Source organism: uncultured Merdimonas sp. (assembly GCF_963929015.1).
Taxonomy (GTDB): Bacteria; Bacillota; Clostridia; order Lachnospirales; family Lachnospiraceae; genus Merdimonas.
Map to the genome: position 1 here is coordinate 105,921 of NZ_CAWVHE010000013.1, position 24,425 is coordinate 130,345.

The 24,425-nt window shown below is 45.6% G+C and carries 31 protein-coding genes and 1 pseudogene; 20 read left to right on the forward strand and 12 right to left on the reverse strand.

All coding sequences use genetic code 11. From position 1 onward, the window contains the following. Nucleotides 1-19 precede the first annotated feature (19 nt). Genes radC through ABGT54_RS07585 form a run of 10 tightly spaced genes read left to right on the forward strand, consistent with a single transcriptional unit; the run spans nucleotide 20 to nucleotide 9,618 of the window. The gene (radC, locus tag ABGT54_RS07540) at nucleotides 20-724 is read left to right on the forward strand and encodes a DNA repair protein RadC (RefSeq protein WP_346663525.1); all 705 of its coding nucleotides are present in this window, start codon (nucleotides 20-22) and stop codon (nucleotides 722-724) included. Between the two features lie 4 nt (nucleotides 725-728). Then, nucleotides 729-1,751, forward strand: a complete 1,023-nt coding sequence (locus tag ABGT54_RS07545; protein WP_346663526.1) for a rod shape-determining protein — start codon at nucleotides 729-731, stop codon at nucleotides 1,749-1,751. Between the two features lie 2 nt (nucleotides 1,752-1,753). Continuing rightward, entirely contained in the window at nucleotides 1,754-2,632 is an 879-nt protein-coding gene (gene mreC, locus ABGT54_RS07550; RefSeq protein WP_346663527.1) for a rod shape-determining protein MreC, read from the forward strand. A 2-nt stretch (nucleotides 2,633-2,634) separates the two neighbouring features. Further along, nucleotides 2,635-3,153 (forward strand): rod shape-determining protein MreD, encoded by a 519-nt coding sequence (mreD, locus tag ABGT54_RS07555; RefSeq protein ID WP_346663528.1) that lies wholly within the window; start codon nucleotides 2,635-2,637, stop codon nucleotides 3,151-3,153. Then, nucleotides 3,146-6,058, forward strand: a complete 2,913-nt coding sequence (locus ABGT54_RS07560) for a penicillin-binding transpeptidase domain-containing protein (protein WP_346663529.1) — start codon at nucleotides 3,146-3,148, stop codon at nucleotides 6,056-6,058. Before mreD ends, ABGT54_RS07560 begins: the two co-directional genes overlap by 8 nt. Before the next feature lie 42 nt (nucleotides 6,059-6,100). Continuing rightward, a complete protein-coding gene (gene minD, locus ABGT54_RS07565) occupies nucleotides 6,101-6,892 on the forward strand; it encodes a septum site-determining protein MinD (RefSeq protein ID WP_346663530.1) in 792 nt (263 codons plus the stop codon). An 11-nt stretch (nucleotides 6,893-6,903) separates the two neighbouring features. Continuing rightward, entirely contained in the window at nucleotides 6,904-7,116 is a 213-nt protein-coding gene (locus ABGT54_RS07570) for a cell division topological specificity factor MinE (protein WP_346663531.1), read from the forward strand. Next, nucleotides 7,113-8,237 carry an FtsW/RodA/SpoVE family cell cycle protein gene (locus tag ABGT54_RS07575; protein WP_346663532.1) on the forward strand — a complete coding sequence of 375 codons (1,125 nt, stop codon included), beginning with the start codon at nucleotides 7,113-7,115 and terminating at the stop codon, nucleotides 8,235-8,237. Before ABGT54_RS07570 ends, ABGT54_RS07575 begins: the two co-directional genes overlap by 4 nt. 12 nt (nucleotides 8,238-8,249) lie before the next feature. Then, entirely contained in the window at nucleotides 8,250-8,645 is a 396-nt protein-coding gene (gene mgsA, locus ABGT54_RS07580) for a methylglyoxal synthase (RefSeq protein WP_346663533.1), read from the forward strand. Further along, nucleotides 8,629-9,618, forward strand: coding sequence for a serine hydrolase (locus ABGT54_RS07585; RefSeq protein ID WP_346663534.1), 990 nt, complete (start codon nucleotides 8,629-8,631; stop codon nucleotides 9,616-9,618). The genes mgsA and ABGT54_RS07585 overlap by 17 nt, the downstream gene beginning before the upstream one ends. A gap of 64 nt (nucleotides 9,619-9,682) precedes the next feature. On the opposite strand, the gene ABGT54_RS07590 is transcribed toward ABGT54_RS07585, so the two are convergent. Beyond that, nucleotides 9,683-9,883, reverse strand: coding sequence for a DUF378 domain-containing protein (locus ABGT54_RS07590; protein WP_346663535.1), 201 nt, complete (start codon nucleotides 9,881-9,883; stop codon nucleotides 9,683-9,685). Nucleotides 9,884-9,962: 79 nt separating this feature from the next. Between ABGT54_RS07590 and ABGT54_RS07595 the strand changes: the two genes are divergently transcribed. From ABGT54_RS07595 to ABGT54_RS07635, 9 genes are all read left to right on the forward strand, one after another. Next, on the forward strand, nucleotides 9,963-10,931 hold the full coding sequence (locus ABGT54_RS07595; protein ID WP_346663536.1) for a TIGR01212 family radical SAM protein: 969 nt from the start codon (nucleotides 9,963-9,965) through the stop codon (nucleotides 10,929-10,931). 3 nt (nucleotides 10,932-10,934) lie between these two features. Continuing rightward, the gene (locus ABGT54_RS07600; protein WP_346663537.1) at nucleotides 10,935-11,243 is read left to right on the forward strand and encodes an HlyD family efflux transporter periplasmic adaptor subunit; all 309 of its coding nucleotides are present in this window, start codon (nucleotides 10,935-10,937) and stop codon (nucleotides 11,241-11,243) included. A gap of 67 nt (nucleotides 11,244-11,310) precedes the next feature. Further along, nucleotides 11,311-12,315, forward strand: coding sequence for an HlyD family efflux transporter periplasmic adaptor subunit (locus tag ABGT54_RS07605; protein ID WP_346663958.1), 1,005 nt, complete (start codon nucleotides 11,311-11,313; stop codon nucleotides 12,313-12,315). A 32-nt stretch (nucleotides 12,316-12,347) separates the two neighbouring features. After that, nucleotides 12,348-13,040 carry a YggS family pyridoxal phosphate-dependent enzyme gene (locus ABGT54_RS07610; RefSeq protein WP_346663538.1) on the forward strand — a complete coding sequence of 231 codons (693 nt, stop codon included), beginning with the start codon at nucleotides 12,348-12,350 and terminating at the stop codon, nucleotides 13,038-13,040. Between the two features lie 26 nt (nucleotides 13,041-13,066). Beyond that, nucleotides 13,067-13,615 carry a cell division protein SepF gene (locus ABGT54_RS07615; RefSeq protein ID WP_346663959.1) on the forward strand — a complete coding sequence of 183 codons (549 nt, stop codon included), beginning with the start codon at nucleotides 13,067-13,069 and terminating at the stop codon, nucleotides 13,613-13,615. A gap of 27 nt (nucleotides 13,616-13,642) precedes the next feature. Continuing rightward, nucleotides 13,643-14,398, forward strand: coding sequence for a YlmH/Sll1252 family protein (locus tag ABGT54_RS07620; RefSeq protein WP_346663539.1), 756 nt, complete (start codon nucleotides 13,643-13,645; stop codon nucleotides 14,396-14,398). 41 nt (nucleotides 14,399-14,439) lie between these two features. Then, on the forward strand, nucleotides 14,440-14,976 hold the full coding sequence (gene lspA / locus ABGT54_RS07625) for a signal peptidase II (protein ID WP_346663540.1): 537 nt from the start codon (nucleotides 14,440-14,442) through the stop codon (nucleotides 14,974-14,976). Continuing rightward, on the forward strand, nucleotides 14,930-15,847 hold the full coding sequence (locus ABGT54_RS07630) for an RluA family pseudouridine synthase (RefSeq protein ID WP_346663541.1): 918 nt from the start codon (nucleotides 14,930-14,932) through the stop codon (nucleotides 15,845-15,847). The genes lspA and ABGT54_RS07630 overlap by 47 nt, the downstream gene beginning before the upstream one ends. Before the next feature lie 25 nt (nucleotides 15,848-15,872). Further along, nucleotides 15,873-16,517, forward strand: coding sequence for a cytidylate kinase-like family protein (locus tag ABGT54_RS07635; RefSeq protein WP_346663542.1), 645 nt, complete (start codon nucleotides 15,873-15,875; stop codon nucleotides 16,515-16,517). Between the two features lie 70 nt (nucleotides 16,518-16,587). On the opposite strand, the gene ABGT54_RS07640 is transcribed toward ABGT54_RS07635, so the two are convergent. The 3 genes from ABGT54_RS07640 to ABGT54_RS07650 all read right to left on the reverse strand — a co-directional run bounded on the left by ABGT54_RS07640 (nucleotide 16,588) and on the right by ABGT54_RS07650 (nucleotide 19,018). Next, a complete protein-coding gene (locus ABGT54_RS07640) occupies nucleotides 16,588-17,322 on the reverse strand; it encodes an ATP-binding protein (RefSeq protein WP_346663543.1) in 735 nt (244 codons plus the stop codon). A gap of 56 nt (nucleotides 17,323-17,378) precedes the next feature. Beyond that, a complete protein-coding gene (locus tag ABGT54_RS07645) occupies nucleotides 17,379-18,443 on the reverse strand; it encodes a tyrosine-type recombinase/integrase (protein ID WP_346663544.1) in 1,065 nt (354 codons plus the stop codon). A gap of 350 nt (nucleotides 18,444-18,793) precedes the next feature. Next, nucleotides 18,794-19,018: a LysM peptidoglycan-binding domain-containing protein gene (locus tag ABGT54_RS07650; RefSeq protein ID WP_346663545.1), complete on the reverse strand. Its 225-nt coding sequence runs from the start codon at nucleotides 19,016-19,018 to the stop codon at nucleotides 18,794-18,796. A gap of 355 nt (nucleotides 19,019-19,373) precedes the next feature. Between ABGT54_RS07650 and lexA the strand changes: the two are divergent. Continuing rightward, nucleotides 19,374-19,989: pseudogene (lexA, locus tag ABGT54_RS07655) on the forward strand (transcriptional repressor LexA). Between the two features lie 146 nt (nucleotides 19,990-20,135). On the opposite strand, the gene rsfS reads toward lexA, so the two are convergent. The 8 genes from rsfS to rplU form a co-directional block, all read right to left on the reverse strand. Then, nucleotides 20,136-20,489, reverse strand: a complete 354-nt coding sequence (gene rsfS, locus ABGT54_RS07660; RefSeq protein ID WP_346663546.1) for a ribosome silencing factor — start codon at nucleotides 20,487-20,489, stop codon at nucleotides 20,136-20,138. Between the two features lie 33 nt (nucleotides 20,490-20,522). Continuing rightward, nucleotides 20,523-21,104: a bis(5'-nucleosyl)-tetraphosphatase (symmetrical) YqeK gene (gene yqeK / locus ABGT54_RS07665; RefSeq protein WP_346663547.1), complete on the reverse strand. Its 582-nt coding sequence runs from the start codon at nucleotides 21,102-21,104 to the stop codon at nucleotides 20,523-20,525. A gap of 26 nt (nucleotides 21,105-21,130) precedes the next feature. After that, a complete protein-coding gene (gene nadD, locus ABGT54_RS07670) occupies nucleotides 21,131-21,739 on the reverse strand; it encodes a nicotinate-nucleotide adenylyltransferase (RefSeq protein ID WP_346663548.1) in 609 nt (202 codons plus the stop codon). A 27-nt stretch (nucleotides 21,740-21,766) separates the two neighbouring features. After that, nucleotides 21,767-22,057 (reverse strand): ribosome assembly RNA-binding protein YhbY, encoded by a 291-nt coding sequence (gene yhbY, locus ABGT54_RS07675; protein ID WP_346663549.1) that lies wholly within the window; start codon nucleotides 22,055-22,057, stop codon nucleotides 21,767-21,769. 12 nt (nucleotides 22,058-22,069) lie between these two features. Then, a complete protein-coding gene (gene obgE / locus ABGT54_RS07680; protein WP_346663550.1) occupies nucleotides 22,070-23,353 on the reverse strand; it encodes a GTPase ObgE in 1,284 nt (427 codons plus the stop codon). A gap of 100 nt (nucleotides 23,354-23,453) precedes the next feature. Beyond that, nucleotides 23,454-23,741 carry a 50S ribosomal protein L27 gene (gene rpmA / locus ABGT54_RS07685; protein ID WP_346663551.1) on the reverse strand — a complete coding sequence of 96 codons (288 nt, stop codon included), beginning with the start codon at nucleotides 23,739-23,741 and terminating at the stop codon, nucleotides 23,454-23,456. Further along, entirely contained in the window at nucleotides 23,738-24,079 is a 342-nt protein-coding gene (locus ABGT54_RS07690; protein ID WP_346663552.1) for a ribosomal-processing cysteine protease Prp, read from the reverse strand. Before ABGT54_RS07690 ends, rpmA begins: the two co-directional genes overlap by 4 nt. A 16-nt stretch (nucleotides 24,080-24,095) precedes the next feature. Continuing rightward, nucleotides 24,096-24,404, reverse strand: coding sequence for a 50S ribosomal protein L21 (gene rplU / locus ABGT54_RS07695; RefSeq protein ID WP_346663553.1), 309 nt, complete (start codon nucleotides 24,402-24,404; stop codon nucleotides 24,096-24,098). Nucleotides 24,405-24,425 lie beyond the last annotated feature (21 nt).

A 24,425-nucleotide genomic window follows, 5' to 3' on the forward strand; every position in this document is an offset into this window, starting at 1 on the left:
GCACGAATCTAAAGAGAAAATGAATCAGTCAAATACCATGAAGGAAATACCTAAGGCAGAACGGCCCTATGAGAAATGCGAAAAACTTGGCGCCGCGGCTCTGACAGACGTGGAGCTTCTGGCAGTTCTGCTCCGTACGGGCACCAGAGGAGAAAATGCGATTTCTCTTGCAAAACGCATCCTTTACAGCGCAGGAGAGACCGGGATCCTGGGAATCCATCAGTTCAGCATGGAACGACTAAAAAAGATCAAAGGCATCGGAAGGGTAAAAGCGATCCAGATATCCTGCATATCAGAACTTTCCAAAAGACTTGCGAAAGCATCTTACAGCAGCGCGCTTAATTTTTCCCGTCCGGATACGATTGCCCAATATTATATGGAAGATCTGCGGCACGAAAGGCAGGAGGTTATGAAGCTTCTGATGCTCAATTCCAAAGCCAGACTGATCGGGGAGACAAATATTTCCAGAGGAACTGTAAATTCCTCTCTGATCACGCCGCGGGAACTGTTTATCGAAGCACTGCAAAAGGATGCAGTGTCTATTGTTCTTTTACACAATCACCCCAGTGGTGATCCCACTCCCAGCCGGGAAGATATGCTGACAACCAAACGCATCCTGGATGCAGGCGCACTGATTGGAATCGAGTTGTTAGATCATATCATTATTGGCAATAATTGTTATATCAGTTTCCGGGAGGAGGGCATATTGCAGAAAGGATTCTGACAAGATGGCTAGAAATATATACGGTCTTGATCTCGGGTCTTATGACATCAAGGTCTATGATAAGAAAAAAGACACTATATGGAAGGAAAAGAACGTCCTGGCTCTTACTGAAAAAAAAGAAATCTTTGCCGTAGGGGACGAGGCCTATGAAATGTATGAAAAAGCGCCTTCCTCTATTGAGGTGGTCTTCCCAATGAAAGAAGGCGTGATATCACGCTTCACAGATATGCAGTTTCTGCTGCAGAGTCTGTTGAAAAAGGACCGCCAGTTTGTCCGGGGTTCCGAATATGTGATCGCTGTCCCTACCGACGTGACAGAAGTAGAAAAAAAGGCTTTCTTTGATCTGGTGATCCATTCCAATGCCAAGGCAAAAGAAGTAAACATCGTAGAAAGAGCGATCGCAGACGCTGTAGGCCTGAATCTGGATGTGGAAAACACAAAAGGTCTGATGATCGCCAATTTCGGCGGCGAGACCACAGAGTTATCTGTACTTGCCGGCGGCGGTATGGTTTTGAACCGCCTGTTGAAAATCGGCGGAAGGACTTTTGACGAAGCCGTGATCAACCTGATCCGGCACAGCCATGATTTTCTGGTGGGACGGCACACTGCGGAAAATCTCCGCAAAAGTTTTGGCGTCTTTACCAGTGAAGTAGATGAAGTCATCCCTGCTGCCGGAAGAGACCTGATCACAAGGGTTCCCATGCAAAAACCCATTTCCATCAACCTGGTACGGGCTGCCATGAAGGAACCGCTTCTGGAATGTATCCGTGCGATCCAGTCTCTTCTTGACCGTACGCCCCCGGAAGTACGGCGGGCAATCGTAGACAACGGGATCTTTCTGACCGGCGGGATCGCGCATACCGCCGGACTTGAGACCTACATTGAAGAAATGACCGGCATCCGCTGCCGGACATCCCTGGAACCTGACATCTGCTCCGTCACTGGTCTGAAAAAAATCATCGGATCTTTGGAGTTGAGAAAACTGGCATATTCCATGCTGGAAGAAAATTATAGGTGGATGAGATAATCATGAAAGTAAAAAATCAGACTTCGATGCCAAGTAAATACTGGTTGTTGATCCTGGCCGTTGTTTGTGTGATCCTTCTGGGCATTGAAGGGTTTGTCGACGGCGGCGGGCCTCTCAGGCTGGTTGCAAACTACACCATTATCCCTATGCAGAAGGGCATTAGTTACGCAGGGCGGTATCTGAGCGACCTGTCCGAAAATTTTGACACACTGGAAGAAGTCCGCACAGAAAATGAGAAGCTGCAGTCAAAAGTGGATGAACTTACCATTGATAATACCAGACTTCGCCAGGAACAGTACGAACTGGAACGGCTGCGCGAACTCTATCAGCTGGACGAAAATTACTCTGATTATCAGAAGATCGGCGCCCATGTGATCGCAAATAACGGCAGCAACTGGTTCAATGACTTTACCATTGACAAGGGCAGCAACGACGGGATCCAGGTAGACTGTAACGTACTGGCAGGCAGCGGACTTGTAGGGATCGTAACAGAAGTAGGCCCGGATTATGCAAGGGTCCGCTCTATCATCGACGATTCCAGCAATATCAGCGCTATGGTCCTGTCCACATCTGATATCTGTATCGTTCGCGGCGACCTGAAGCTTGCATCTGACGGAAGGATTCATTTTGAAAATCTTCCCAATAACGATAATGAAATTGAAGTGGGAGAGCAGGTCGTGACTTCCCATGTAAGCAGCCGCTTTGTACAGGGATTGTTTATCGGATATATCAGCGAGATCCAGGTAGACTCCAACAATCTGACACGGTCCGGTTATATTACACCTGCAGTGGATTTCAGCAATCTCCAGGAGGTACTTGTGATCACATCCACCAAACAGGATCTGATAAACAGCGAAACGGATCAGAACGAAGGAGAATAAAAATGAAAAGAAAGCTCATTACCTTTGCTATTATTCTGGCTTGCTTTTTTCTGGAATGTACGTTGTTTGACCATTTATCCTTCGCGCTGATCAAGCCAAATCTTATGATCATCGTAACTTCTTCTTTCGGTTTTATGCGCGGGAAAAAAAGTGGGATGTTTGTAGGATTTATCTGCGGACTTCTCTCGGATCTGTTCTGGGGTGATTCCCTGGGGCTTTATATGCTGATCTATACAGTGATCGGCTATGCCAACGGAGCATTTCAGAGACTGTTTTATGACGATGACATTAAGCTCCCGATTGGTCTGATCGGCGCAAGCGAACTGGTTTACGGGCTTTGCAGCTATATCTGCCTGCATATGCTCCACGGAGACTTTGATTTTCCGGGATATCTGTTCGAGATCATTCTACCGGAACTGGTATACACCATACTGATCACACTGCTGCTTTATCAGGCGATCTTACAGATCAACAAAAAACTGGAAGCAGAAGAACAAAGGAGTGCAAGTAAATTTGTCTAATTTCTGGAAAAAAATCAAATACGGGATTTCAGAGGTCGTAAGCTCCAGAACTTCCGTTGCCATTATTGTCTTTTGCATCATGGCTTCGATCCTGGTACAACGCCTTTTCTATCTGCAGATCGTCCGGGGCGCGGATTATGCGGAAGATTATGAGCTGCAGATACAGAAGACCAAAGAGATCGAAGGGACGAGAGGCAATATCTACGACCGAAACGGAAATCTTCTGGCTTATAACGATCTTGCGTATTCTGTAACCTTTGAATACAGCAGCGATTATAAAAATAAAGATCTGAACCAGACGGTCGAAACCGTGATCCAGATGGTAGAGTCAAACGGAGACACAGTGATCAACGATTTCGGAATTGTTCTGGACAATAACGATAACTATATTTATATTGCCGAGACAGATACGGAAAAGCTCCGTTTTCTCGCCGATGTTTTCGGCTACCGGACGATCGACCAGCTGACCAAAAAGCAGAGGAATATTTCTGCCGAAGATCTGATCAACTATCTGTGTACCGATGAGGTTTACGGATATGATATTGATCAGAAGAAGTTAAGTCGCGCTGATGTGTTAAAGCTTGTGAACATCCGTTACGCCATTTCTCTTAACAGTTATCAGCAGTGGCTTTCCACAACCATTGCGGAAGATGTCAGCGAAGAGACAGTGGCCGACGTTATGGAACATCTGGATACCCTTCCCGGTGTAAATATTGAAGAAGTTTCCATACGAAGATATAATGACAGCTATTGTTTTGCCAATATTATCGGCTATACCGGACAGATCTCACAGGAAGAATATGACGCGCTTTCCAAAGAAGAGCAGGAAAAGTATGCACTTACAGATACTGTTGGCAAGTCCGGTCTCGAGCAGGTGATGGACTCCTACCTGAAAGGGGAAAAGGGGAGTGAAACCCTGTATGTCAATAATGTCGGACGCGTGATCGAACGGGAGAAAAGTAAAGAAGAAAAGGCCGGGAACGATCTTTACCTGACCATTGACGCAGATCTGCAAAAAGCCACTTATCATATTATCGAACAGGAACTGGCAGGCATCCTTCTTTCCAGGATCCAGAACACACTGGACTTTGACCGCACGAAAGTGGATGACGGAAGTGATGTGATCATTCCGATCGGAGACGTCTATCATGCTTTTATTGACAACGAAATCCTCGATATGACTCATTTTGGCGCAGAAGATGCCGGCGCTGCAGAAAAGGAAGTGTACGGCGCTTATCAGGCACGCAAGGAACAGGTTCTGGCAGAGATAAATGAGATTCTTTCAGATCCGGACGCCAGTGCATATAAGGATGCGGGAAGCGAACAGAAAGCGTATCAGAGCTATATTGTAAATACCGTTCTGAATCAAAATTCCGGAATCCTGATGGGTGATGCGATCGACACCGGAGACGAAACTTACCAGGCCTGGCGCAAGGATGAAACGATCAATATCTACACTTACCTGAATTACTGTATTTCTCAGAACTGGATCGACACCTCTTTGCTGGCAGATTATGTCTCTTCCGAAGAAGATTATTCCGACGCTGCTGAAACCTATCAGGCCATCCTTGCATATGTCATGGACGCCATCAGCGATGATACGGAATTTGACAAAATTATCTATCAGTATATGATCAAGGCCGGGGCCGTTTCCGGAAGACAACTGTGCATGATCCTCTATGAACAGGGAGTTCTTCCCATGGACGAGGCGATGTACAATGCCCTGAACACCGGAAGTATGGGCGCCTATGACTTTGTCCGTTCCAAGATCCAGTCTCTGGAGCTTACACCCGGACAGCTGGGGCTGGAACCCTGTACCGGTTCTTTTGTAATGACAGATCCCGCAACCGGAGAAGTCCTTGCCTGTGTTTCCTATCCGGGCTATGACAATAACAGACTTGCCAATACCATGGATTCGGATTATTTCAATAAACTGGCTAAGGATAATGCAAGTCCTATGTACAATACGGCCACCCAGGAGAAGACGGCGCCGGGTTCTACCTACAAACCACTGGTAGCTCTGGCCGGCCTTACGGAAGGGATCCTGGATACCGGCACCTATTTTAACTGTTCCGGCGAATATCAGAAAGTTGATCCGCATCCGAGATGCTGGATCTATCCAAATGCCCATGGCAGTCTGAACGTGGAAGGCGGGATTCAGAATTCCTGTAACTGCTTCTTCTATGAAGTCGGCTACCAGATGAGTCTGAAACGCAGCGGACCGGATGAAAACGGGGACGGTCAGCCGGATGATGTTGCATTTTCCAGCGATCTGGGTACGGATACACTGAAAAAATACGCCACTGCCTTTGGTCTTGGCGAAACCTCGGGGCTGGAGATCCCTGAATCCTCCCCGCAGATCTCCGATGAAACCTCAGTTCTGTCAGCGATCGGTCAGGGTAACAACAACTATACGACCAGTCAGCTTGCCAGATATATTACCGCTGTTGCCAATAAGGGAACAGTTTACAATTTAAGCCTGCTGGACAAAGTAGTCTCTGTAGACGGAAAAGTTGTCAAAGATTTTACGCCGGAAGTAAAAAATACCCTTTCCGACATTTCTTCTACAAGCTGGACAGCTGTTCACAACGGCATGCGTAATGTGATCGCAGTGTCACAGGCCCGTGTGTTTTCCAAACTGAACGCCAGTGGGATCAAAGTATCCGGAAAAACCGGTACGGCTCAGCAGAGCGAGACCCATCCGGACCATGCGCTCTTTGTAGGTTTTGCACAGAGCGACAGCCCGGAAGTGGCTTTTGCGACCCGTATCGCCAACGGATACAGCTCCACATATGCTGCAGAAGTCGGCAACGATGTGATGGAATACTATTATCAGATCAAGCCGGAAGAAGAACTCATAACTGGAACGGCATCAGAAATTGCCGCAAGTACGACAGGGGATTAAAGATTATAACGATGTAAAACCAGTGACAGGAGGAAGTTATTCATGGGCGAAGTTATTGTTATCACATCAGGAAAAGGCGGTGTGGGGAAAACCACAACTACCGCAAATATCGGCGCAGGCCTTTCAAAACTGGAAAAGAAAGTCGTTGTGATTGACACCGATCTGGGACTTCGGAATCTGGATGTGGTCATGGGACTGGAAAATCTGATCGTATACAATCTGGTTGACGTGATCGAAGGAAACTGTCGTCTGAAACAGGCGATGATCCGGGATAAAAGATATGAAAATCTTTATCTGCTTCCCTCAGCACAGACCAGAGATAAAACAGCTATCTCTCCCGGACAGATGAAAAAGCTGACTTCCGAATTAAAAGAGGAGTTTGATTATGTTCTTCTGGACTGTCCGGCCGGGATCGAACAGGGATTTCAAAATGCTATTGCCGGCGCGGACCGGGCAATCGTCGTAACCACTCCGGAAGTCTCTTCCATACGGGACGCGGACCGGATCATCGGACTAATAGAAAAAACACAGATCAAAAAGATGGATCTGATCATCAACCGGATCCGCATGGACATGGTGAAACGAGGAGATATGATGTCTGTCGATGATGTGACAGAGATTCTCTCTATTCCTCTGATCGGCGTCCTGCCGGATGATGAAAAAGTGGTGATTGCCACCAATCAGGGCGAACCTGTCATAGGACTTGGCGGTCCCGCACAGACTGCTTATATGAATATCTGCAGACGGATCGCGGGAGAGGAAGTCCCGTTTCTGGATCTGAAAGCAGGCGGCGGATTTTTTTCCAGACTTTCCGGAATGTTTAAGCGGGATTAGGAGGGTTCGGTATGATAAGAAGATCTTCTGTTTCAATTGCCCGCCACCGGCTGAAAGCACTGGTCACTTCCGACAGGGTGAACTGTTCGCCTGCCGCCTGCGAGGATATCTGCCGCGGCCTCTACGAGACCCTGTCCAAATACATGGAACTTACAGAAGATAATTTTATTGTAGAAATCAAACGTACACAGATCATCATCACATTTTTAGGAGAAGAATTGTGAGATTACCAAACTTTATCAAAAGATATCACTTAAAAGATTATAAAATGAATCTTGTCATTCTGGTTCTTGCGCTCTCTGTTCTTGGAGTATTCGTCATTGGGAGTGCTGAACCGGACAACCAGTCAAGACAGATCATCGGTCTGGTCTTTGGCCTTTGTGTCATGGTATTCATATCACTGATAGATTATGTATGGCTGATGGATTTTTACTGGCTGATCTATGGCTTTGTCGTACTGATCCTTGCCGCCGTGCTGGTGATCGGTACCGAGGTAAACGGAGCCACACGCTGGATCAACCTGGGCTTCACCCAGTTCCAGCCCTCCGAGCTTGCAAAAATACTTCTGATCCTGTTTTTTGCAAAATTTATCACAGAACACGAAGATGATATCAATGATAAATTTACACTTTTAAAATATGCGGTTCTCTGTGCCATCCCTCTGGCGCTGATCATAGCAGAGCCCAACCTGTCCACAACCATATGTACAGCTCTGGTGTTATGCCTCCTGATCTATATCGGCGGCCTTAGCTATAAATTTATCGGCACAGTACTGGTAATCCTGATCCCGGTTGCAGTGATATTCCTCAGTATTGTAGTGCAGCCCGACCAGCCTTTTCTGAAAGATTATCAGCAGGAACGGATCCTTGCCTTCCTGGAACCGGAAAAATACGCCAGTGACGGCGCATATCAGCAACGCAATTCCGTGATGGCAATCGGCTCCGGACAGCTGACCGGCAAAGGCCTTAACAATAACACGACCGAATCTGTTAAAAACGGAGATTTTATCCTGGAGCCCGGCACAGACTTTATCTTTGCCATAGTAGGAGAGGAACTTGGCTTTGTCGGAAGCTGTATTATTATTGCGTTACTGTTGCTGATTGTGATACAATGTATATTGATAGGAACACGATCGCACAACCTGTCAGGACGTATCATATGCTGCGGCGTAGGCGGCCTGATAGGGATACAGAGTTTTATTAATATAGGAGTTGCTACACAACTGATTCCAAACACTGGGGTTCCGCTACCGTTTGTAAGTTATGGCCTGACATCTCTTGTCAGTCTGTATATTGGTATCGGTCTTGTCCTAAATGTTGGATTACAGCCGAAAAAATATCAATAAGGAGTGAGAAGAATGAATATAGGGCTGATAGCACACGATTCCAAAAAGACACTGATGCAGAATTTCTGCATCGCATACCGGGGAATCTTAAGTAAGCATAATCTATATGCAACCGGGACCACAGGTCGGCTGATCGAAGAGGTTACAAATCTTAACATTCATAAATATCTTGCCGGTCCCCTGGGCGGCAAGCAGCAGCTTGGCGCACAGATTGCCCAGAATGATATAGACGCCCTTATTTTTCTTCGTGAGCCATCCAATCCGAAGCCTCACGAACCGGACCTTAACGATGTGATCCGGCTGTGCGATATGTACAACATCCCGCTGGCAACAAACCTTGCCACTGCAGAGCTCATTATTTTAGCAATTGACAGAGGAGATCTTGACTGGCGTGAAATGTATCGATAAACAGATCCGGCTGATTGCTTCCGTTCTTGCGGGATGCCTGTGTCTGACGGGCTGTTCTCTGTTTGAAGCGGACGATCTGGTCGCAGAATATGAAACAAAAACTTATAATCAGGATATTTACCGGTCCGGTCTTTTTGCGGAAGATCTCTGCGTACCGGATGGAAATGTGGAGATGGCCGGCGCGCCGGATGTCAGCGGTCTGCATGCAGCCGCACTTTTTGATGTAGAGGAATCCTCTGTTGATTTTTCTTATCAGGTATACGACCGGCTCTATCCGGCAAGCACGACAAAGATCATGACAGCGCTGGTAGCAATAGAATCCGGAGATCTTTCTTCACAGGTTACCGTATCGGAAGCTGCTTCCGCATCCAGTTTCGCTGCAGATGAATCGGTCTGCGAGCTAGAAACAGGCGATCAGCTTACACTGAAAGATCTTCTCTACGGACTTTTGCTTTGTTCCGGCAACGATGCTGCCGTCGCCATTGCTGAGGCAGTTGGCGGTGATGTGAATACATTCACAGACATGATGAATGACAAGGCCAGAGAACTGATGGCAACCTCCACACATTTTGAAAATCCACATGGTCTTCACAGTGAAAATCATTATACCACCGCCTATGACCTTTATCTGATCTTCAACGAATGTATCCGGCATGAGGAATTTGTGGAAGTGATCCAGGCCGATGCGTATAAACCGCAGATCACAGGAGCGGATGGAAATCCCAGGGAGGTAGAGTGGGAGCCGACTAATTTTTATGCTACGGGAGAAGCTTCTTCCCCGACAAATGTTTCTCTGATCGGCGGGAAGACCGGTACCACAAAGCTTGCGGGGAATTGTCTGATACTGTTAAGCGAAGACGCCTCCCAAAAGCCTTATATCTCTGTGATCATGGGCGCGGACACAAAAGAGCTTTTATACCAGGATATGACAGCCCTTCTGCAGGCGCTGCCCGCATCCGGAGGCACAGAATAAACACAAAGGGGCATCTCGATCTGATGAGATACCCCTTTACTCTATGGAGAATGATGTGCTTTTGTTATGACGAACCAGTGATCCTTCCGTACAGACTGATCAGATATAAACCGCAAAGCCCCACCAGCGTATAGATGATACGGGAGAGCCAGGACAGATTTCCAAACAGGAAGGCTACCAGATCAAACCGGAATATTCCGACCAGCAGCCAGTTTACCGCCCCTATGATCACCAGGGTCAGCGCGGTATAATCAAACCATTTCATTGCAATTCCTCCTTTTTCCATGCTGCCCTTAGTATTGCCGGATCCGGAAGAATTATACACTTGAAATCGAGGTTTTATCATGCAGGAAACTTTATATTATTATCCCTATTCTCTGTATCTGAAAAAAAAGTACGGAGAAAAAGTATATAAACTGCCCGTAAATCTGCCGGTAAGCTGTCCCAACCGGAAAGGCGGAAACAAAGGATGCACATTTTGCGCGGGCGCCGGCGCCGGATTTGAGTCCCTGGACTGTCACATACCGGTGGCGGAACAGATCGAATTAACGAAACAACGAATCCGGGAAAAATATCACGCCTACAAATATATTGCTTATTTCCAGAATTATACCAATACGTTTCTTCCCCTAGAACAGTTCCGCGCTTATATAAAGGAAGCGGCTTCCTGTACAGATATTGCAGAAATCGCCGTATCTACAAGGCCTGACTGCATCCGCGGCGACTATCTTCAAGTTCTGGATGAGATCCGCCGGGAGTCCGGGATACAGATTACGATCGAACTGGGGCTTCAGACTGCAAATTATCATACTTTACTCTCTGTAAACAGAGGCCATACGCTGGCAGAGTTTGTAGACAGTGTTTTGAAAATACGGCCTTACGGATTCGATATCTGTACGCATGTAATTTTAAACCTGCCGGGAGACAGGATCACTGACGCCATAGAAACGGCTAAACTGCTGTCAGCACTTCAGATACAGACTGTAAAGGCTCATTCTCTTTATATCGCCAAAAACACAAGGTTGTGCGACGCCTGGGAAAATGGTACAATAACGTTGTGTTCCAAAGAGGAGTATTTCCGCAGACTAAAGGCTTTTCTGGAATATCTGTCTCCGGACATCGCCGTAGAACGTCTTTTTGGCCGTATCCCCAAAGAAGATTCCGTATTCTGTAACTGGGGAACCAGCTGGTGGAAACTAAGGGATGAATTTTTAAGTATTATGGAACGAACACAGAGCCGACAGGGAATCCGCTGCAGCTATCTGCATGGCGCAGCTCTGAAGCATATGGATCCCGGGCAGGGGAGGACGTAATCTTTGAGTAGTCAAAAACCGACCAATATACAAATTTATCGAAAAAAATGGAATTTTAACATAGGTATTTTCATTTTCGGAGTTATTTTTATTTATCTGACAGCCACCATTCTTCTTTATCTCACAGGGAACCATGTGTCCATCTATGAAGTACGCGAAGGCTCTATTCAGAGAGACGACGCCTACACCGGCCTGGTGATCCGTGATGAGACGGTTGTACAGGCTGACGCCGAAGGTTATGTTAATTACTTTATTCTGGAAGGCAGCAAAGTAGGCGCACAGACCAGCGTATACTGTCTGTCCCCCCGATAAACTCACGTTTGCAGATCCTTCCGCATCCGATGCCTCGCAGTCTCTGACAGCGGAAGAGCAGGCGTCCATTCTTCAACAGACTAAAAATTTCAGCGACAGCTTTCAAAGTGATAATTTTTCTGATGTCTATACCTTAAAGGACACCATTTCTACCGTCCTTGACAGTAAGTCCAACCAGAGCCGGCGCGCCCAGCTTAATCAGATGGCCGCAGAAGATCCTTCCAGTCTTCGGATTTACCCTGCTGCCAGCGATGGGATCGCCGTTTTTTCGGTTGATGGTTACGAGTCTGTCAAAGCAGAAGACGTTACCGAAGATATGATCGCGAAAACAGATTATAAAGTTACCGGTCTGCCTGACAATATGTATGTCAGGGCCGGCGATCCGGTCTACAAACTGATCCGTTCAGACGTCTGGCAGATCGCGATCCTGCTGGATAAGGAGACCGCAAAGGAGCTTCAGGATGTCAGCCGGATCTCCATTCAATTTTCAAAAGATGAGCAGACTACAACCGCAGGACTTGACATCCGCAAAAAAGGAAAAACCTTTATCGGATTCCTCACAATAGAAGCTTCCATGATCCGTTATGCCGCTGACAGATATGTAGACGTAGAACTGATCCTGGAAGACCAGTCCGGGTTAAAAATCCCCAAGTCTTCTGTGGTGGAAAAAGAGTTCTATATTGTGCCAGAGGATTATCTCACTCTGGGCGGCAACTCTAAGGAAACCGGCGTTTTAGTGGATGACGGAACAGACAATGCCCGTTTTCAGGAAGCCGAAGTATATTACCGGGACAATGAAACAGGCATGGTCTATCTGGATACGGATCTTCTGGAAGAAGGAGTCACCTTGCGGAAGGAAGATTCTGATCATACCTGCCAGTTAAAGGAAAAGGCGTCTTTGCAGGGCGTTTACAACATCAACAAAGGGTATGCGGAATTCCGCCAGGTGAAAATCCTTTGTGCAAGTGATGAGTATTACATCATAGAATCGGGAAACGATTATGGTCTGGCTAATTATGACCACATTGCCCTGGACGGAGACGGGATCCATGAAAACGATGTGATTTTCTAGATTATTAAAAAAAAGAAAAAGGAGTGAAGCTCATGCTTTCTGAAAACCTTGCAGAAGTTGAAAAAAATATTTCCAGGGCCTGCTTAAAGTCCGGACGTTCCAGAGAAGAGGTGACGCTTATCGCCGTCAGCAAAACCAAACCTGTCCATATGCTTCAGGAAGCCTATGATCTCGGGATCCGAACCTTCGGCGAAAACAAAGTACAGGAACTGACCGAAAAATACGACGCCCTTCCTTCTGACATCCAGTGGCATCTGATCGGTCATCTGCAGAGAAATAAGGTAAAATATATCATCGATAAAGCAGCGCTGATCCATTCCGTTGATTCTCTAAGGCTTGCTGAAACCATTGAAAAGGAAGCCCAAAAACATGATCTGACAGCCAATGTCCTGATCGAAGTCAACGTGGCAAAAGAGGAGAGTAAATTTGGTGTTTTACCGGAAGAGTTAGATTCTTTTGTGGATAAAATTGCTCAATTTTCTCATATCCGCGTAAAAGGACTGATGACCATTGCCCCATTTACGGAAAATCCAGAGGAAAATCGCCCATTTTTCGCCGGTTTACGCAAATTATCTGTTGACATCGCAGCCAAAAACATTGATAATATTACTATGAGCATTTTGTCAATGGGTATGACGGGAGATTACCAGGTGGCTATTGAAGAAGGTGCAACTATGATCCGGGTAGGCACCGGTATCTTTGGCGCCCGGGACTATGCTCGATAAGGAAACATAAGATAGGAGATTAAATGATGGGAGTATTAGATAAGTTCTTGGATATCATGAAGCTGAACGATGGAGACGACTATGACGACGATCTCTTCGATGAAGATTATGATGACGATTACGAGGAAGAGAAACCGAAAAAAAGTCTTTTCGGCGGACGATCTAAGAAATATGAAGAGGAAGAAGAGGAGTCTTATGAGTTAGCATCCAAATCATCCAGGACCTCTTCACACTCCGGCAATAAAGTAACCCCGATGCGCCAGCCGGCCAGAAGAAACAATGTAAGCATGGAAGTCTGTGTGATTAAGCCGACCTCTGTTGACGATGCCAGAGAGATTACTGAAACCCTGCTGAGCGGCAGAACTGTTATTTTGAATCTGGAAGGACTGGATCTGGAGATCGCGCAGCGTATCATTGATTTTACTTCCGGCGCCACTTACGCCATCAGTGGAAACCTTCAGAAGATTTCCAATTACATTTTCCTGGTTACACCTACGAATGTTGATATTTCCGGTGACCTTCAGGATCTTCTGAACACATCTTTTGATGCGTCTTCCATGCGTACTAGATTTTAATATTTATTAACAAAGAGTTTTATCGTTATGACTAAAGAAGAGATTATGTTGCAAAAGCGTTTCGGCGAGCTTTCCAGAACTGCCTATAACCGCGGGATTGTCACATTCTCTGATTTTCTTAATCTGAATGAATTAAATATTTTACATACCATTCCAAAGGATCAGCTTTCATCCCGTTATGAAACCTTTGGAGGATATGATTTTTCAGAGCGTCAGATGGCAGCATTTCTACCTGATGCTCTTTATTATGAGTATGAATATCCGATTCAGATTCTGGAAATCCTCCCGGTAAACCGAAAGTTTGCAGAGGAACTGACTCACAGAGATTATCTTGGCGCTATAATGAATCTTGGAATTGATCGTTCTAAGATTGGCGATATCCTGACTCGAAAGGATTCTGCTATATTATTCCTGAAAGAAGAACTCGCCGGATACGTTTCCGGAGAACTTACAAAAGTCAGACATACGGCTGTGAAAGTAAATCTCCTTTCTTCTTTTCAGGAAGATTTTGAACCGGAATACGAAGTTCTGAAAGGGACGGTACCGTCCGTTCGCCTTGACACGATTCTTGCGATCGCTTATCCGCTGTCGAGGAACAAGATTACTTCCTTGATTGAAAGCGCCCGCGTATTTGTAAACGGCAGACTGATCACAAGCAATGGATACCGCCTTCGAGAAGAAGATATCATCTCTGTCCGAAAAATGGGACGGATCCGGTACGATGGCATTCTTTCTGAAACGAAAAAAGGACGCTATCTGATCACTGTCCGAAAGTATACCTAAAACCGATTTCCAGTCATATGTATGACGTCTATGGAGGGAACATGCAGATTGAAACCAAAAAAAGATATATCACTTATCTCAAAGCATTTGCAGCGGCCTTTGCCCTTGTCTTACTGGACCAGTTTACCAAGCTTCTTGCAGTGGAACATCTGAAAGGAAAGGATCCCCTTGTAATCCTGCATCATGTATTTGAACTTCATTATCTGGAAAACAGGGGAGCCGCCTTTGGCATTTTCCAGGGATTTCAGGGCTTTTTCATTCTGAGCGCTGTACTGATTACCGCTGCAGTCATCTGGCTGTTTCTTAGGACTCCTTTGGAGGAACATTTTCTTCCTCTTAGGATCTGCGGCATTCTGATCGTTGCCGGCGCCTGGGGAAATTGTATCGACCGTGTGATCCAGGGCTATGTGGTGGATTTTTTTTATTTTGTGCTGATTGATTTTCCGATTTTTAATGTAGCGGATATCTATGTTACAGTTGCTGCCTTTGCCCTGATCCTGTTACTTTTCTTTTATTACAAGGAGGAAGATCTTGAACGAATACTTCACCGTAGAAAGCCAGGAAGGCGAACGGATTGACCGGTATCTTGCCGAAGAGCTGGAAGACCGCTCCAGATCCTATATCCAGAAACTAATCCGGGATAACCTTGTCCTGGTAAATCAAAAACCGGTAAAGGCAAATTACAGGCTTTCTGCCGGCGATTACATTTCTCTTTCCCTTCCGGATATAAAAGAACCGGATATCCCGGCGGAGAATATCCCTCTGGATATTCTGTATGAAGACCCGGATCTTCTCGTTGTAAACAAACCAAAACAGATGGTTGTACATCCGGCTCCCGGTCATTATACCGGCACATTGGTCAACGCACTGATGTACCACTGCGGAGAAGAGCTTTCCGGCATCAACGGCGTCATGCGTCCGGGAATTGTTCATCGGATTGATATGGATACCACAGGCTCTCTTGTCGTCTGTAAAACAGACGCCGCCCATCAGAGCCTGTCGGCGCAGCTCAAAGAACATTCCATTCACCGTGTGTATGAAGCCATCGTACACGGCAATATCAAGGAAGAAGAGGGAACCATAAACGCGCCCATCGGCCGCCATCCCACAGACCGGAAAAAAATGAGCATCCATGCAAAAAACGGGAAACCTGCCGTCACCCATTACCAGGTGTTGCAGCGTTTCGGCGATTATACCTATATTCGCTGTCAGCTGGAAACAGGACGCACCCATCAGATCCGGGTACATATGGCAAGCATCGGCCATCCGTTGGTTGGAGACGTCGTCTATGGGCCGAAAAAATGTCCCTTCCCCAGACTCCAGGGGCAGACCCTTCATGCAAGAATCCTGGGATTCGTGCACCCGGTCACAGGAGAATATCTGGAAATAGAAGCTCCATTGCCACAATATTTTGTGGAATTATTAGACAAATTGATGTATAATACCTAATATACGATAAAGGAGCGTGAAAAGTATGGCAAAAACTTCAACAATTATTACTATAGGTAGAGAGTACGGCAGCGCCGGACGAGAGATCGGCTACAAGGTAGCAGATGAACTGGGAATCAAATTATATGATAAGGAGATGCTCAACCGGGCAGCCAAAGAAAGCGGCATATGCCAGGAATTGTTTGAGACTCATGATGAAAAGCCCACAAACAGCTTCCTTTATTCACTGGTCATGGACACTTATTCTTTTGGATATTCTTCCGGAAGTTACACGGATATGCCCATCAACCACAAGGTATTCCTGGCACAGTTTGATGCGATCAAAAAGATCGCGGAAGAAGGCCCCTGTATCCTGGTCGGACGTTGTGCCGATTATGCGCTGGAAAATTACGACAATGTATTGAGTCTGTTTATCCACGCAAATCTGGATGCCAGAATCCGCAGAATTGCCAGGATCTATGATCTGACAGACGCAAAGGCAAAAGAACTGATACAGAAGACAGACAAACAGCGTTCCAGCTATTACAATTACTACAGCAATAAGAAATGGTCTGACGCCGACAGTTATGACGTATGCCTGGACAGCTCTGTACTTGGCATTGACGGAACTGCAGAGGCGATCCTCAAACTGGTAGAGATCAAAGAAAAAGACGAGCCAAAGCGCTTATAATTTCGCTCATTATTTTACAGAACAGAATAAAAAAGCTGCCCGGTTCTCCTGCCGGGCAGTTTTTTGCTTTTTACCGGATGTGGGGAATGCGTTCGGGCCATCCCTTAATATTTCCATTCAGGATCGCCGTGAACATCCTTTGTTTTACGCCCGGATGTTCTTTATTTAACGTCCGTACCAACTCCTTTGCATACTGCCGCTTAGTCAGTCCGTCGATGGGGCACCTGCTTTTTACCACCGGAAGCTCATATTTGTGCATAAAGCCAATCACATCCGCCTCATCTACAAACATCATGGGACGAATGACCGTCAGTTCCATACGATCCAGATAAGTGCGGGGAGAGAAAGAATAAAAGCGTCCTTCAAAAAAGAGAGAGAGAAGCATGGTCTCCACAATATCATCTTTGTGATGAGCATAGGCCACCTTATTGCAGCCTATGTTCTTCACAGCCTGATTCAGAGCACCTTTACGCATCTTGGCGCACAAAGAACAGGGATTGGGCTCCTTTCGCTCTTCAAATAAAATATGGGCGATGTCTGTCTTTACAATATGATAAGGAACGTCCAGTTCCCTGCAAAGATCTGCCACCGGCGAAAAATCACAGGCTTCATAGCCAAGATCTACGGTAACTGCGCTAAGCTCAAACCGTTTCGGATAAAAACGCTTAAGACCATGCAGGGCATACAGCAGAGTCAGGCTGTCTTTTCCACCAGAGATCCCAACCGCTATATGATCACCTTCCTCTATCATCTGATATTCATCCACCGCTTTTCTGGTATAACTTAATAACTGCTGCAGTTTCATTGTTACTTAACCCTTTCTGTCATTTAATCCTATTTATATATTTGTAGATAAGACAACTAACTTTCCCGAAGTTTTACAGCCGAAGCAGCCTGACGCCTCCGGTCTTCGTCAATCGCTGCATAGTGTTTTTTGGTCGTGTTCACATCTTTATGTCCCAGAACATCCGCTACCAGGTAGATATCCCCGGTTTCTTTATATAGAGAAGTGCCATAGGTACTGCGAAGTTTATGAGGCGTGATCTTTTTATATGGCGTAACCTGTTTTGCATACTTCTTAACCATATTTTCCACAGCCTGTACACCCATCCGTTTTTTCTGTGTAGAAAGAAACAGAGCGTTTTCATGGCCGGAGAGGGGAGCGGACGCTTTGCGGTCTCCCTCCATATAGACCCGAAGCGCTTTTGCGACTTCATCTCCAAAATATACAACCATCTGGTTCCCGCCTTTTCTTGTGACTGTAATTCCCTGGTTCTTAAAATCCACATCCGTAAGATCCAGTCCCACACACTCTGATACACGGATCCCGGTGCCAAGCAGAAGAGTCAGGATTGCCAGATCACGGTCCCTGGTTTTCTTATAATAGGCAAGCGCCTGTCCGGTCAACTTAGATCCTGCAGATTCCACAAAATCAAGCAGAAGAGCCACTTCATCGGCATCCAGTCGGATAATCGCTTTTTCATGAAGCTTTGGCATATCCACCAATAACACAGGATTCTTTGTGATAATCTGATGTTTATAATAATAGTTATAAAAACTTCTCAAAGCAGACATTTTACGCGCCAGACCCTTTTCACCATTCGTCATCAGTTCCTGATCGGAATCACGTTTGTAAACCTTCAGATACTCCATATATTCCTCAATGTCCACCGGTTCCAGACGTTCCAGATCTGCAGGCACAAACTGATCTATCGTATAATTTTTATAAACCGGATTATGATCCATTAAAAAGTGAAAAAAAACACGGATATCATACGCATAATTCATACGAGTTTTTGCAGAAGAACGCGGTTCCATTGCACGAAAAAAATCCTTCGCAAAATCAGGAAGGGTCTTCAAAACCTCTCTGAGGCGAAGGGTCTGATCGATCCGTGTTTGTTCATGATACGTTCTTGTTTCAGCCATAACAAAACATCCCCTTATTATTTGTTCTCATCTGCCATACGAAAACAGGCGGATTCTGAAAAACCTGTTATATTATAGCATAAGTCCGGAAATCTGTCCATATCTTTTGGAAAAATCGAGATTTGACGTATAGATTGATATATCAGCGTGAAGAAGCTGTAGAACGAAGCAAGTTCGAGCTGTGTGCATGTACACCTGTCTTTCACCGTTCATAGTATAAGATCCGAAGCTCCTCGCTTCGGATCTTATATGGGTGAGTATAATATATATCAAATGCAGATTAACTTAGCAAGCCCGGAATTATACAGGGATCATCCACATTGATATGCCGGATATACTGATTGTTTTTATCAGTCAGCGTAATAAACAACGGTCAGATATTCTCCCGACTGTATAGTATCTGCAGTCATGCCATTGATTTTCATGATTTCGCCTACATAACTGCGGATCTTTTCCTGATTATCTGTTCCTGCATATTCAGAGGCAATGTCCCATAAAGTATCACCGGATTCCACCTCGATGCTTTTATAATATTTCTTTAAAGTGTTTTGAGAATCAACATGTGCATCTGCCATACGACTTCCCGCCAGAACACTGAGGGCATAAAACAAATACAAAAGTTGCAGCACAAAAAAACATTTTCTTTAAATAAACCTGTCTCATTCTTTTTCTCTGATGATGAAGTCTTCTGGTATTCATATTCTCTTTCCTCCCCGAATCATTATTTTTCTCTCCCGTTCTCTCGAACAAACGTTCAAAACTTATGTTCTTATTATATATTCCGAACAGATGTTTGTCAACTGTTTTTACTTGAAAATCGAACATATTTTCCGAAACATTTGTTTGCTTTTTGATTCTCGCTGTGTTAAAATATTTTGTAAGAAATGAACTTAGATCATCTGTATGAACTTATAATTTGGGAGGTATAGCATGACACAGGGAAAAATCAGCGCTAAGCAATTAGAAATTCTGGAATACATCAAATCACAGATTCTGGAGCGTGGTTTTCCTCCATCAGTACGTGATATCTGTGAAGCGGTTCATTTAAAATCCACTTCTTCCGTTCACTCCCATCTCGAAACACTGGAAAAGAACGGATATATCCGCAGGGATCCTACGAAGCCAAGAGCCATTGAGATCCTGGATGAATCATTTAACTTTACACGCCGGGAAATGGTCAATGTTCCAATTGTCGGGCCGTGTTGCTGCAGGTGAACCTCTCCTCGCAGAACAGAATATTGAAAACTACTTCCCTATTCCTATGGAATACATGCCGAATCAGCAGACATTTATGTTGAAGGTTCGTGGTGAAAGCATGATCAATGCCGGCATTCTTGATGGGGATTATGTACTTGTCGAGCAGACGCAGACAGCCAGAAACGGAGATATGGTTGTTGCTCTGATTGAAGACGGCGCAACAGTCAAGACATTTTACAAAGAAGAAGGGATCATCCGTCTGCAGCCGGAAAATGATTATATGGATCCGATTATTGTTCGAGATGTACAGATCATGGGAAAAGTCATCGGTGTATTCCGTTTCTTCTAAGATTAAGATTATAAAACAAGCTTGTTTTCCGGAACTTCGGAAACAAGCTTGTTTTTTCATTCTATTATTTTGTTGTATGATCTCCGATAGCGATAAGCCTTTCGCCAGCTTCTTTTCAATCTGTAATCGTATCTTCTGTGAAAGGGTTATGAAAGTTCCTCTATTTCCACTCTTCTGCCGTCGTTCCAGATCCGTTCCAGATTATAGAAACTCCGGTTTTCCCTGTCAAAGATGTGTACGATCACATCGCCGAAATCCATCAGTACCCAGGTTCCGGAATTACGTCCTTCCTGCTGGCGGACCTCAAAGCCTTCCTGATGCATTTTCTCTTCCACACTGTCCATCAGCGCCTGGATCTGGCTGTCGCTTCCGGCGCTGCAGATAATAAAGTAATCAGCAAGTACAGAAATCTGCGAAATATCGATCATTACAATATCTTCGCCCTTCTTATCCTCTAACGCCTGATACAAAAGCTTCAGCATATACTTTGCCTGCTCCATAGCTTTTCCTCCTTAAAAATAATTTTATCTTCTTTATTTTTCTTCTGATTTCATTTTATAATATTCATATGTTTTTTCTGTCATAGGATCAATCGGCTTTGAAAGATGGTTCAGATATTCCAGGGAATCTTCCAGAATCCGGAGAAGACACCCGTCGATGTCACGAAAAGCCAGATGCCTTACCTCCTCCATATTGGGAAGTTCACGGCGTCCCGGCTCGATATAATCAGCAATAAAAATGATTTTTTCCAGAAGCGTCATATGAGGCCGTCCCGTGGTATGACTCGCGATAGCACAAAGCACTTCTCTGTCCTCGACATGGTACTTTTTCGCTGCCAGAAACGCCCCCAGCTTAGCGTGGAGAAGACTGGGATTCTCCCGTTCTACTTCTGATACGTTCAGATGATACTTCTCACACATTTTAATCTTATTCTCTCCCGGAATACACTTTGCACAATCATGAAGAAGCCCCGCAAGCAGCGCCTGCTCCACATCTTCCCCATGGCACATCGCCATAGAAGCAGCGGTGTACATGACACCAAGCGTATGTTCATACCGTTCTTTATCCAGTTCTGCTATTAATTTACGGCGTATTTTTGTAATCTGCTGATTCATAGACACTCATTCTCTCTTTTCTGATTTCAGGGCCGATATAGACCGTGCTCCTCTATATATTGAACCACCGGCTCCGGCACATATGGGGAGATATCCTTCCCCTCTTTTATAAGCTGGCGAAGTTCATGGGACGCAACGTGCATCAGCGGCGTCACCAAAAGCCGTATGTCTGCATGATATTTTTCCTGCAAATACCAGATTTTTTTCTCCATCATTTTTCTGGAGTTTACCTCATCCCGGTAAGCCGCCAGAATGGTACACCGGGGAAAGATCCGTTCCGGATGAACCCAGCTTTCAATGGAAAAAAGCGAGTCGGCCCCGATAATAAAATACATCTGATCCTTCGGATTTTTCTCATGGAAATATTCCAGCGTGCGATATGTGCAGGAAACCTCTTTGCGGTCAGCCTCATAAGTCTCTACCCGGAAATATGGAATCCCGGAAACTGCAAGCCTTGTCATGGTTACTCTGTCCGACGCATCCGCTTCTATTCCGCTACTCTTTTTATGGGGAGGATTGCCATTTGGCAGGAACCAGATTTTTTCCAGTTCAAATGCCTCATAAGCCGCCTCGCCCAACATCAAATGTCCATTATGGATCGGATCAAAGGTTCCGCCCATTATTCCGATTTTCATATCCCGTCACCTTTGGTTTCTTTTTACTTATGGAAGCTGGATCTTTTTATTTTTATCTTTACCTTCCTTGTAAAGTACTATTTTTTTACCGATCACCTGAACCACCTGGGCATGTGTCCTCTCAGCCATCATCGCAGCCAGTTCTCTTGGATCGTCGGCACAGTTTTTTAATACGCTAAGCTTAATCAGTTCTCTTGCATCCAGCGCTTCCTTTACCGCCTGTGTCAGTTCCGGCGTCATGCTGTTCTTCCCAATCTGGAAAATGGGATCCATAGTCATTGCCAGGCTCTTCAAATATGCTCTCTGCTTTGTTGTCATCTCTTCTGCTCCTTATTTATAATAATCAAACTGAAGTCCGTACATCCGCACAGTATCCCCTTCCTGGATACCGGCTGCCTCAAGCTCCTCCAGGATGCCGGTATCCCTTAGGAACTTCTGGAAAAAGATAAATCCTTTCTCAGAATCCAGATTGGTGTACCCCAGCATTTTTTCAATCTTCGGGCCTTCTACCACATACATACCATCTTCCTTTGTTACCGTATAGGGAAGATTTTCATAAAGAAGCTCTTCCTCCGGAAAATATTCCTGACGGAATGTAATCGGTTCCTGTTCCAGCTTTTCCAGCTGTTCTGATACATAATAGAGCAGCTCCTGCACGCCTTCTCCCGTCACTCCTGAGATCGGAAAGACCGGATATCCCTGCGGTTCAAACTCCTTTTTCAGCCTTTCCACCGGATCTTCTCCCTCCGGATAGATCACGTCTGTCTTATTTGCCGCGATCACCTGCGGGCGTGCAGCAATTTCCGGGTTATAGGCTTTCAGCTCTTCATTGATCTTATAGATATCTTCTACCGGATCTCTGCCTTCTGTTCCTGCAGCGTCCACTACATGGATCATCATGCGGGTACGCTCAATATGACGAAGGAATTCATGACCCAGTCCAAGGCCTTCTGACGCCCCCTCGATCAGTCCGGGGATATCAGCGATCACAAATCCTTTGCCATTCGGCAGGTCTACTACGCCCAGGTTAGGGTTTAAGGTCGTAAAATGATAGTTTGCAATCTTGGGCTTTGCATTGGTTACCCGGGAAAGAAGGGTGGATTTTCCTACATTGGGGAACCCGATCAGTCCCACATCTGCGATGACCTTCAGCTCCAGCAAAACCCAGAGTTCTCTGGATGGCTGGCCTGGCTGCGCGTACTTGGGAATCTGCATCGTGGCAGTAGCAAAATGCTGATTGCCAAGACCGCCTTTTCCGCCTTTTAATATCACCTGTCTGCGGTTATCTCCGGACATATCGGCAATCACCTTACCGGACTCTGCTTCCTTGATCACAGTACCTTCCGGGACCTTTAGCACAATATCCTGTGCATCCGCGCCGTGACAACGCCGCTTCCCGCCCGGTTCCCCATCTTTTGCCGCAAATTTTCTCCGGTGCCGGAAATCCTGAAGCGTATTTAACCCTTCGTCCACTTCAAAGATCACATCACCGCCCCGGCCGCCGTCGCCGCCGTCAGGTCCGCCATTGGGAACATAAAGTTCACGCCGGAAACTGACGTGTCCATCGCCGCCCTTTCCGGATCTGATTAAAATCTTTGCTCTATCTGCAAACATAACTGTTCCTTTCTTTCAATAGAATACAACTTATTATAACAAAAAAGAGTGCTGCCTTCAACTGTCACCAGTCCATGCAACACTCTTCATATCGCTTTGATTACTCAGCTGCCACCGGATAGATAGAAACCTGTTTCTTATCTCTTCCTTTTCTCTCAAATCTTACCACACCGTCTACCAGTGCAAATAAAGTATCATCGCCTCCGCGGCCAACATTGATACCCGGGTGGATCTTCGTTCCGCGCTGTCTGTAAAGGATATTGCCTGCTTTTACGAACTGACCGTCCGCTCTTTTAGCTCCCAGTCTTTTGGACTCGGAATCTCTGCCGTTCTTTGTAGAACCAACACCTTTTTTATGAGCGAAAAACTGAAGGTTTAATTTCATCATGGTTGCTGCACCTCCTTGAATGTTAAATCAATATATTCTGCATAGTTTCCGTCATCTTCCATAGCTGTAAGACCCAAAACCATGGTCTTAAAGAGGAGTTCTGTTTCCCTGTTCGGATCCTGCTTTAATCTCACCGAAAGCCTGCCGTCGTCTTCTCCGGAAGACTGTGAAAGCTTTGCTTTCGCGAAAAGCTCCAACGCATTCAATGTGTTGATCATAAGGACCGACGCCGCAGCGCAGACAATGTCGTCGCCTTCTTCTACATATCCGGCATGCCCTTCTGCGTCAAATCCGAGGTGTTCCCCTTTTGCATTCTGAAAGATGGTTACATGGATCATCGGATACTCTCCAGGATTAAGCGTTGATCTTGTCGATCTTTACTGCAGTATACTGCTGTCTGTGACCATTTTTCTTATGGTATCCAGTTTTTCTCTTATACTTGTAAACAACGACTTTTTTCGCTTTTCCGTTCTCTACAACAGAAGCTTCAACGGTTGCACCTTCAACAGTCGGATTCCCGATCTTCAGGCCGTTATCGCTTACTGCAAGCACCTGGTCAAATGTATAAGTCTCTCCGGCTTCTACACCAAGCTTCTCTACTTTAATGATATCGCCTTCGGCTACTTTGTACTGTTTACCACCTGTTGCTATAATCGCGTACATATGGCACCTCCTATTATCATT

Coding starts and splice junctions, on each gene's coding strand:
- ABGT54_RS07650 (WP_346663545.1), bottom strand. CDS start 19,018: ATGGCAGATGCACATGTTGATTCTCAAAACACTTTAAAGAAATATTAT.
- ABGT54_RS07615 (WP_346663959.1), top strand. CDS start 13,067: ATGGGAGTATTAGATAAGTTCTTGGATATCATGAAGCTGAACGATGGA.
- ABGT54_RS07645 (WP_346663544.1), bottom strand. CDS start 18,443: ATGGCTGAAACAAGAACGTATCATGAACAAACACGGATCGATCAGACC.
- minD (WP_346663530.1), top strand. CDS start 6,101: ATGGGCGAAGTTATTGTTATCACATCAGGAAAAGGCGGTGTGGGGAAA.
- ABGT54_RS07635 (WP_346663542.1), top strand. CDS start 15,873: ATGGCAAAAACTTCAACAATTATTACTATAGGTAGAGAGTACGGCAGC.
- nadD (WP_346663548.1), bottom strand. CDS start 21,739: ATGAAAATCGGAATAATGGGCGGAACCTTTGATCCGATCCATAATGGA.
- radC (WP_346663525.1), top strand. CDS start 20: ATGAATCAGTCAAATACCATGAAGGAAATACCTAAGGCAGAACGGCCC.
- yhbY (WP_346663549.1), bottom strand. CDS start 22,057: ATGACAACAAAGCAGAGAGCATATTTGAAGAGCCTGGCAATGACTATG.
- ABGT54_RS07595 (WP_346663536.1), top strand. CDS start 9,963: ATGCAGGAAACTTTATATTATTATCCCTATTCTCTGTATCTGAAAAAA.
- rplU (WP_346663553.1), bottom strand. CDS start 24,404: ATGTACGCGATTATAGCAACAGGTGGTAAACAGTACAAAGTAGCCGAA.
- ABGT54_RS07640 (WP_346663543.1), bottom strand. CDS start 17,322: ATGAAACTGCAGCAGTTATTAAGTTATACCAGAAAAGCGGTGGATGAA.
- mgsA (WP_346663533.1), top strand. CDS start 8,250: ATGAATATAGGGCTGATAGCACACGATTCCAAAAAGACACTGATGCAG.
- rsfS (WP_346663546.1), bottom strand. CDS start 20,489: ATGGAGCAGGCAAAGTATATGCTGAAGCTTTTGTATCAGGCGTTAGAG.
- ABGT54_RS07610 (WP_346663538.1), top strand. CDS start 12,348: ATGCTTTCTGAAAACCTTGCAGAAGTTGAAAAAAATATTTCCAGGGCC.
- ABGT54_RS07690 (WP_346663552.1), bottom strand. CDS start 24,079: ATGATCCATGTAACCATCTTTCAGAATGCAAAAGGGGAACACCTCGGA.
- mreD (WP_346663528.1), top strand. CDS start 2,635: ATGAAAAGAAAGCTCATTACCTTTGCTATTATTCTGGCTTGCTTTTTT.
- yqeK (WP_346663547.1), bottom strand. CDS start 21,104: ATGAATCAGCAGATTACAAAAATACGCCGTAAATTAATAGCAGAACTG.
- ABGT54_RS07545 (WP_346663526.1), top strand. CDS start 729: ATGGCTAGAAATATATACGGTCTTGATCTCGGGTCTTATGACATCAAG.
- lspA (WP_346663540.1), top strand. CDS start 14,440: ATGCAGATTGAAACCAAAAAAAGATATATCACTTATCTCAAAGCATTT.
- mreC (WP_346663527.1), top strand. CDS start 1,754: ATGAAAGTAAAAAATCAGACTTCGATGCCAAGTAAATACTGGTTGTTG.
- obgE (WP_346663550.1), bottom strand. CDS start 23,353: ATGTTTGCAGATAGAGCAAAGATTTTAATCAGATCCGGAAAGGGCGGC.
- ABGT54_RS07590 (WP_346663535.1), bottom strand. CDS start 9,883: ATGAAATGGTTTGATTATACCGCGCTGACCCTGGTGATCATAGGGGCG.
- ABGT54_RS07570 (WP_346663531.1), top strand. CDS start 6,904: ATGATAAGAAGATCTTCTGTTTCAATTGCCCGCCACCGGCTGAAAGCA.
- rpmA (WP_346663551.1), bottom strand. CDS start 23,741: ATGATGAAATTAAACCTTCAGTTTTTCGCTCATAAAAAAGGTGTTGGT.
- ABGT54_RS07620 (WP_346663539.1), top strand. CDS start 13,643: ATGACTAAAGAAGAGATTATGTTGCAAAAGCGTTTCGGCGAGCTTTCC.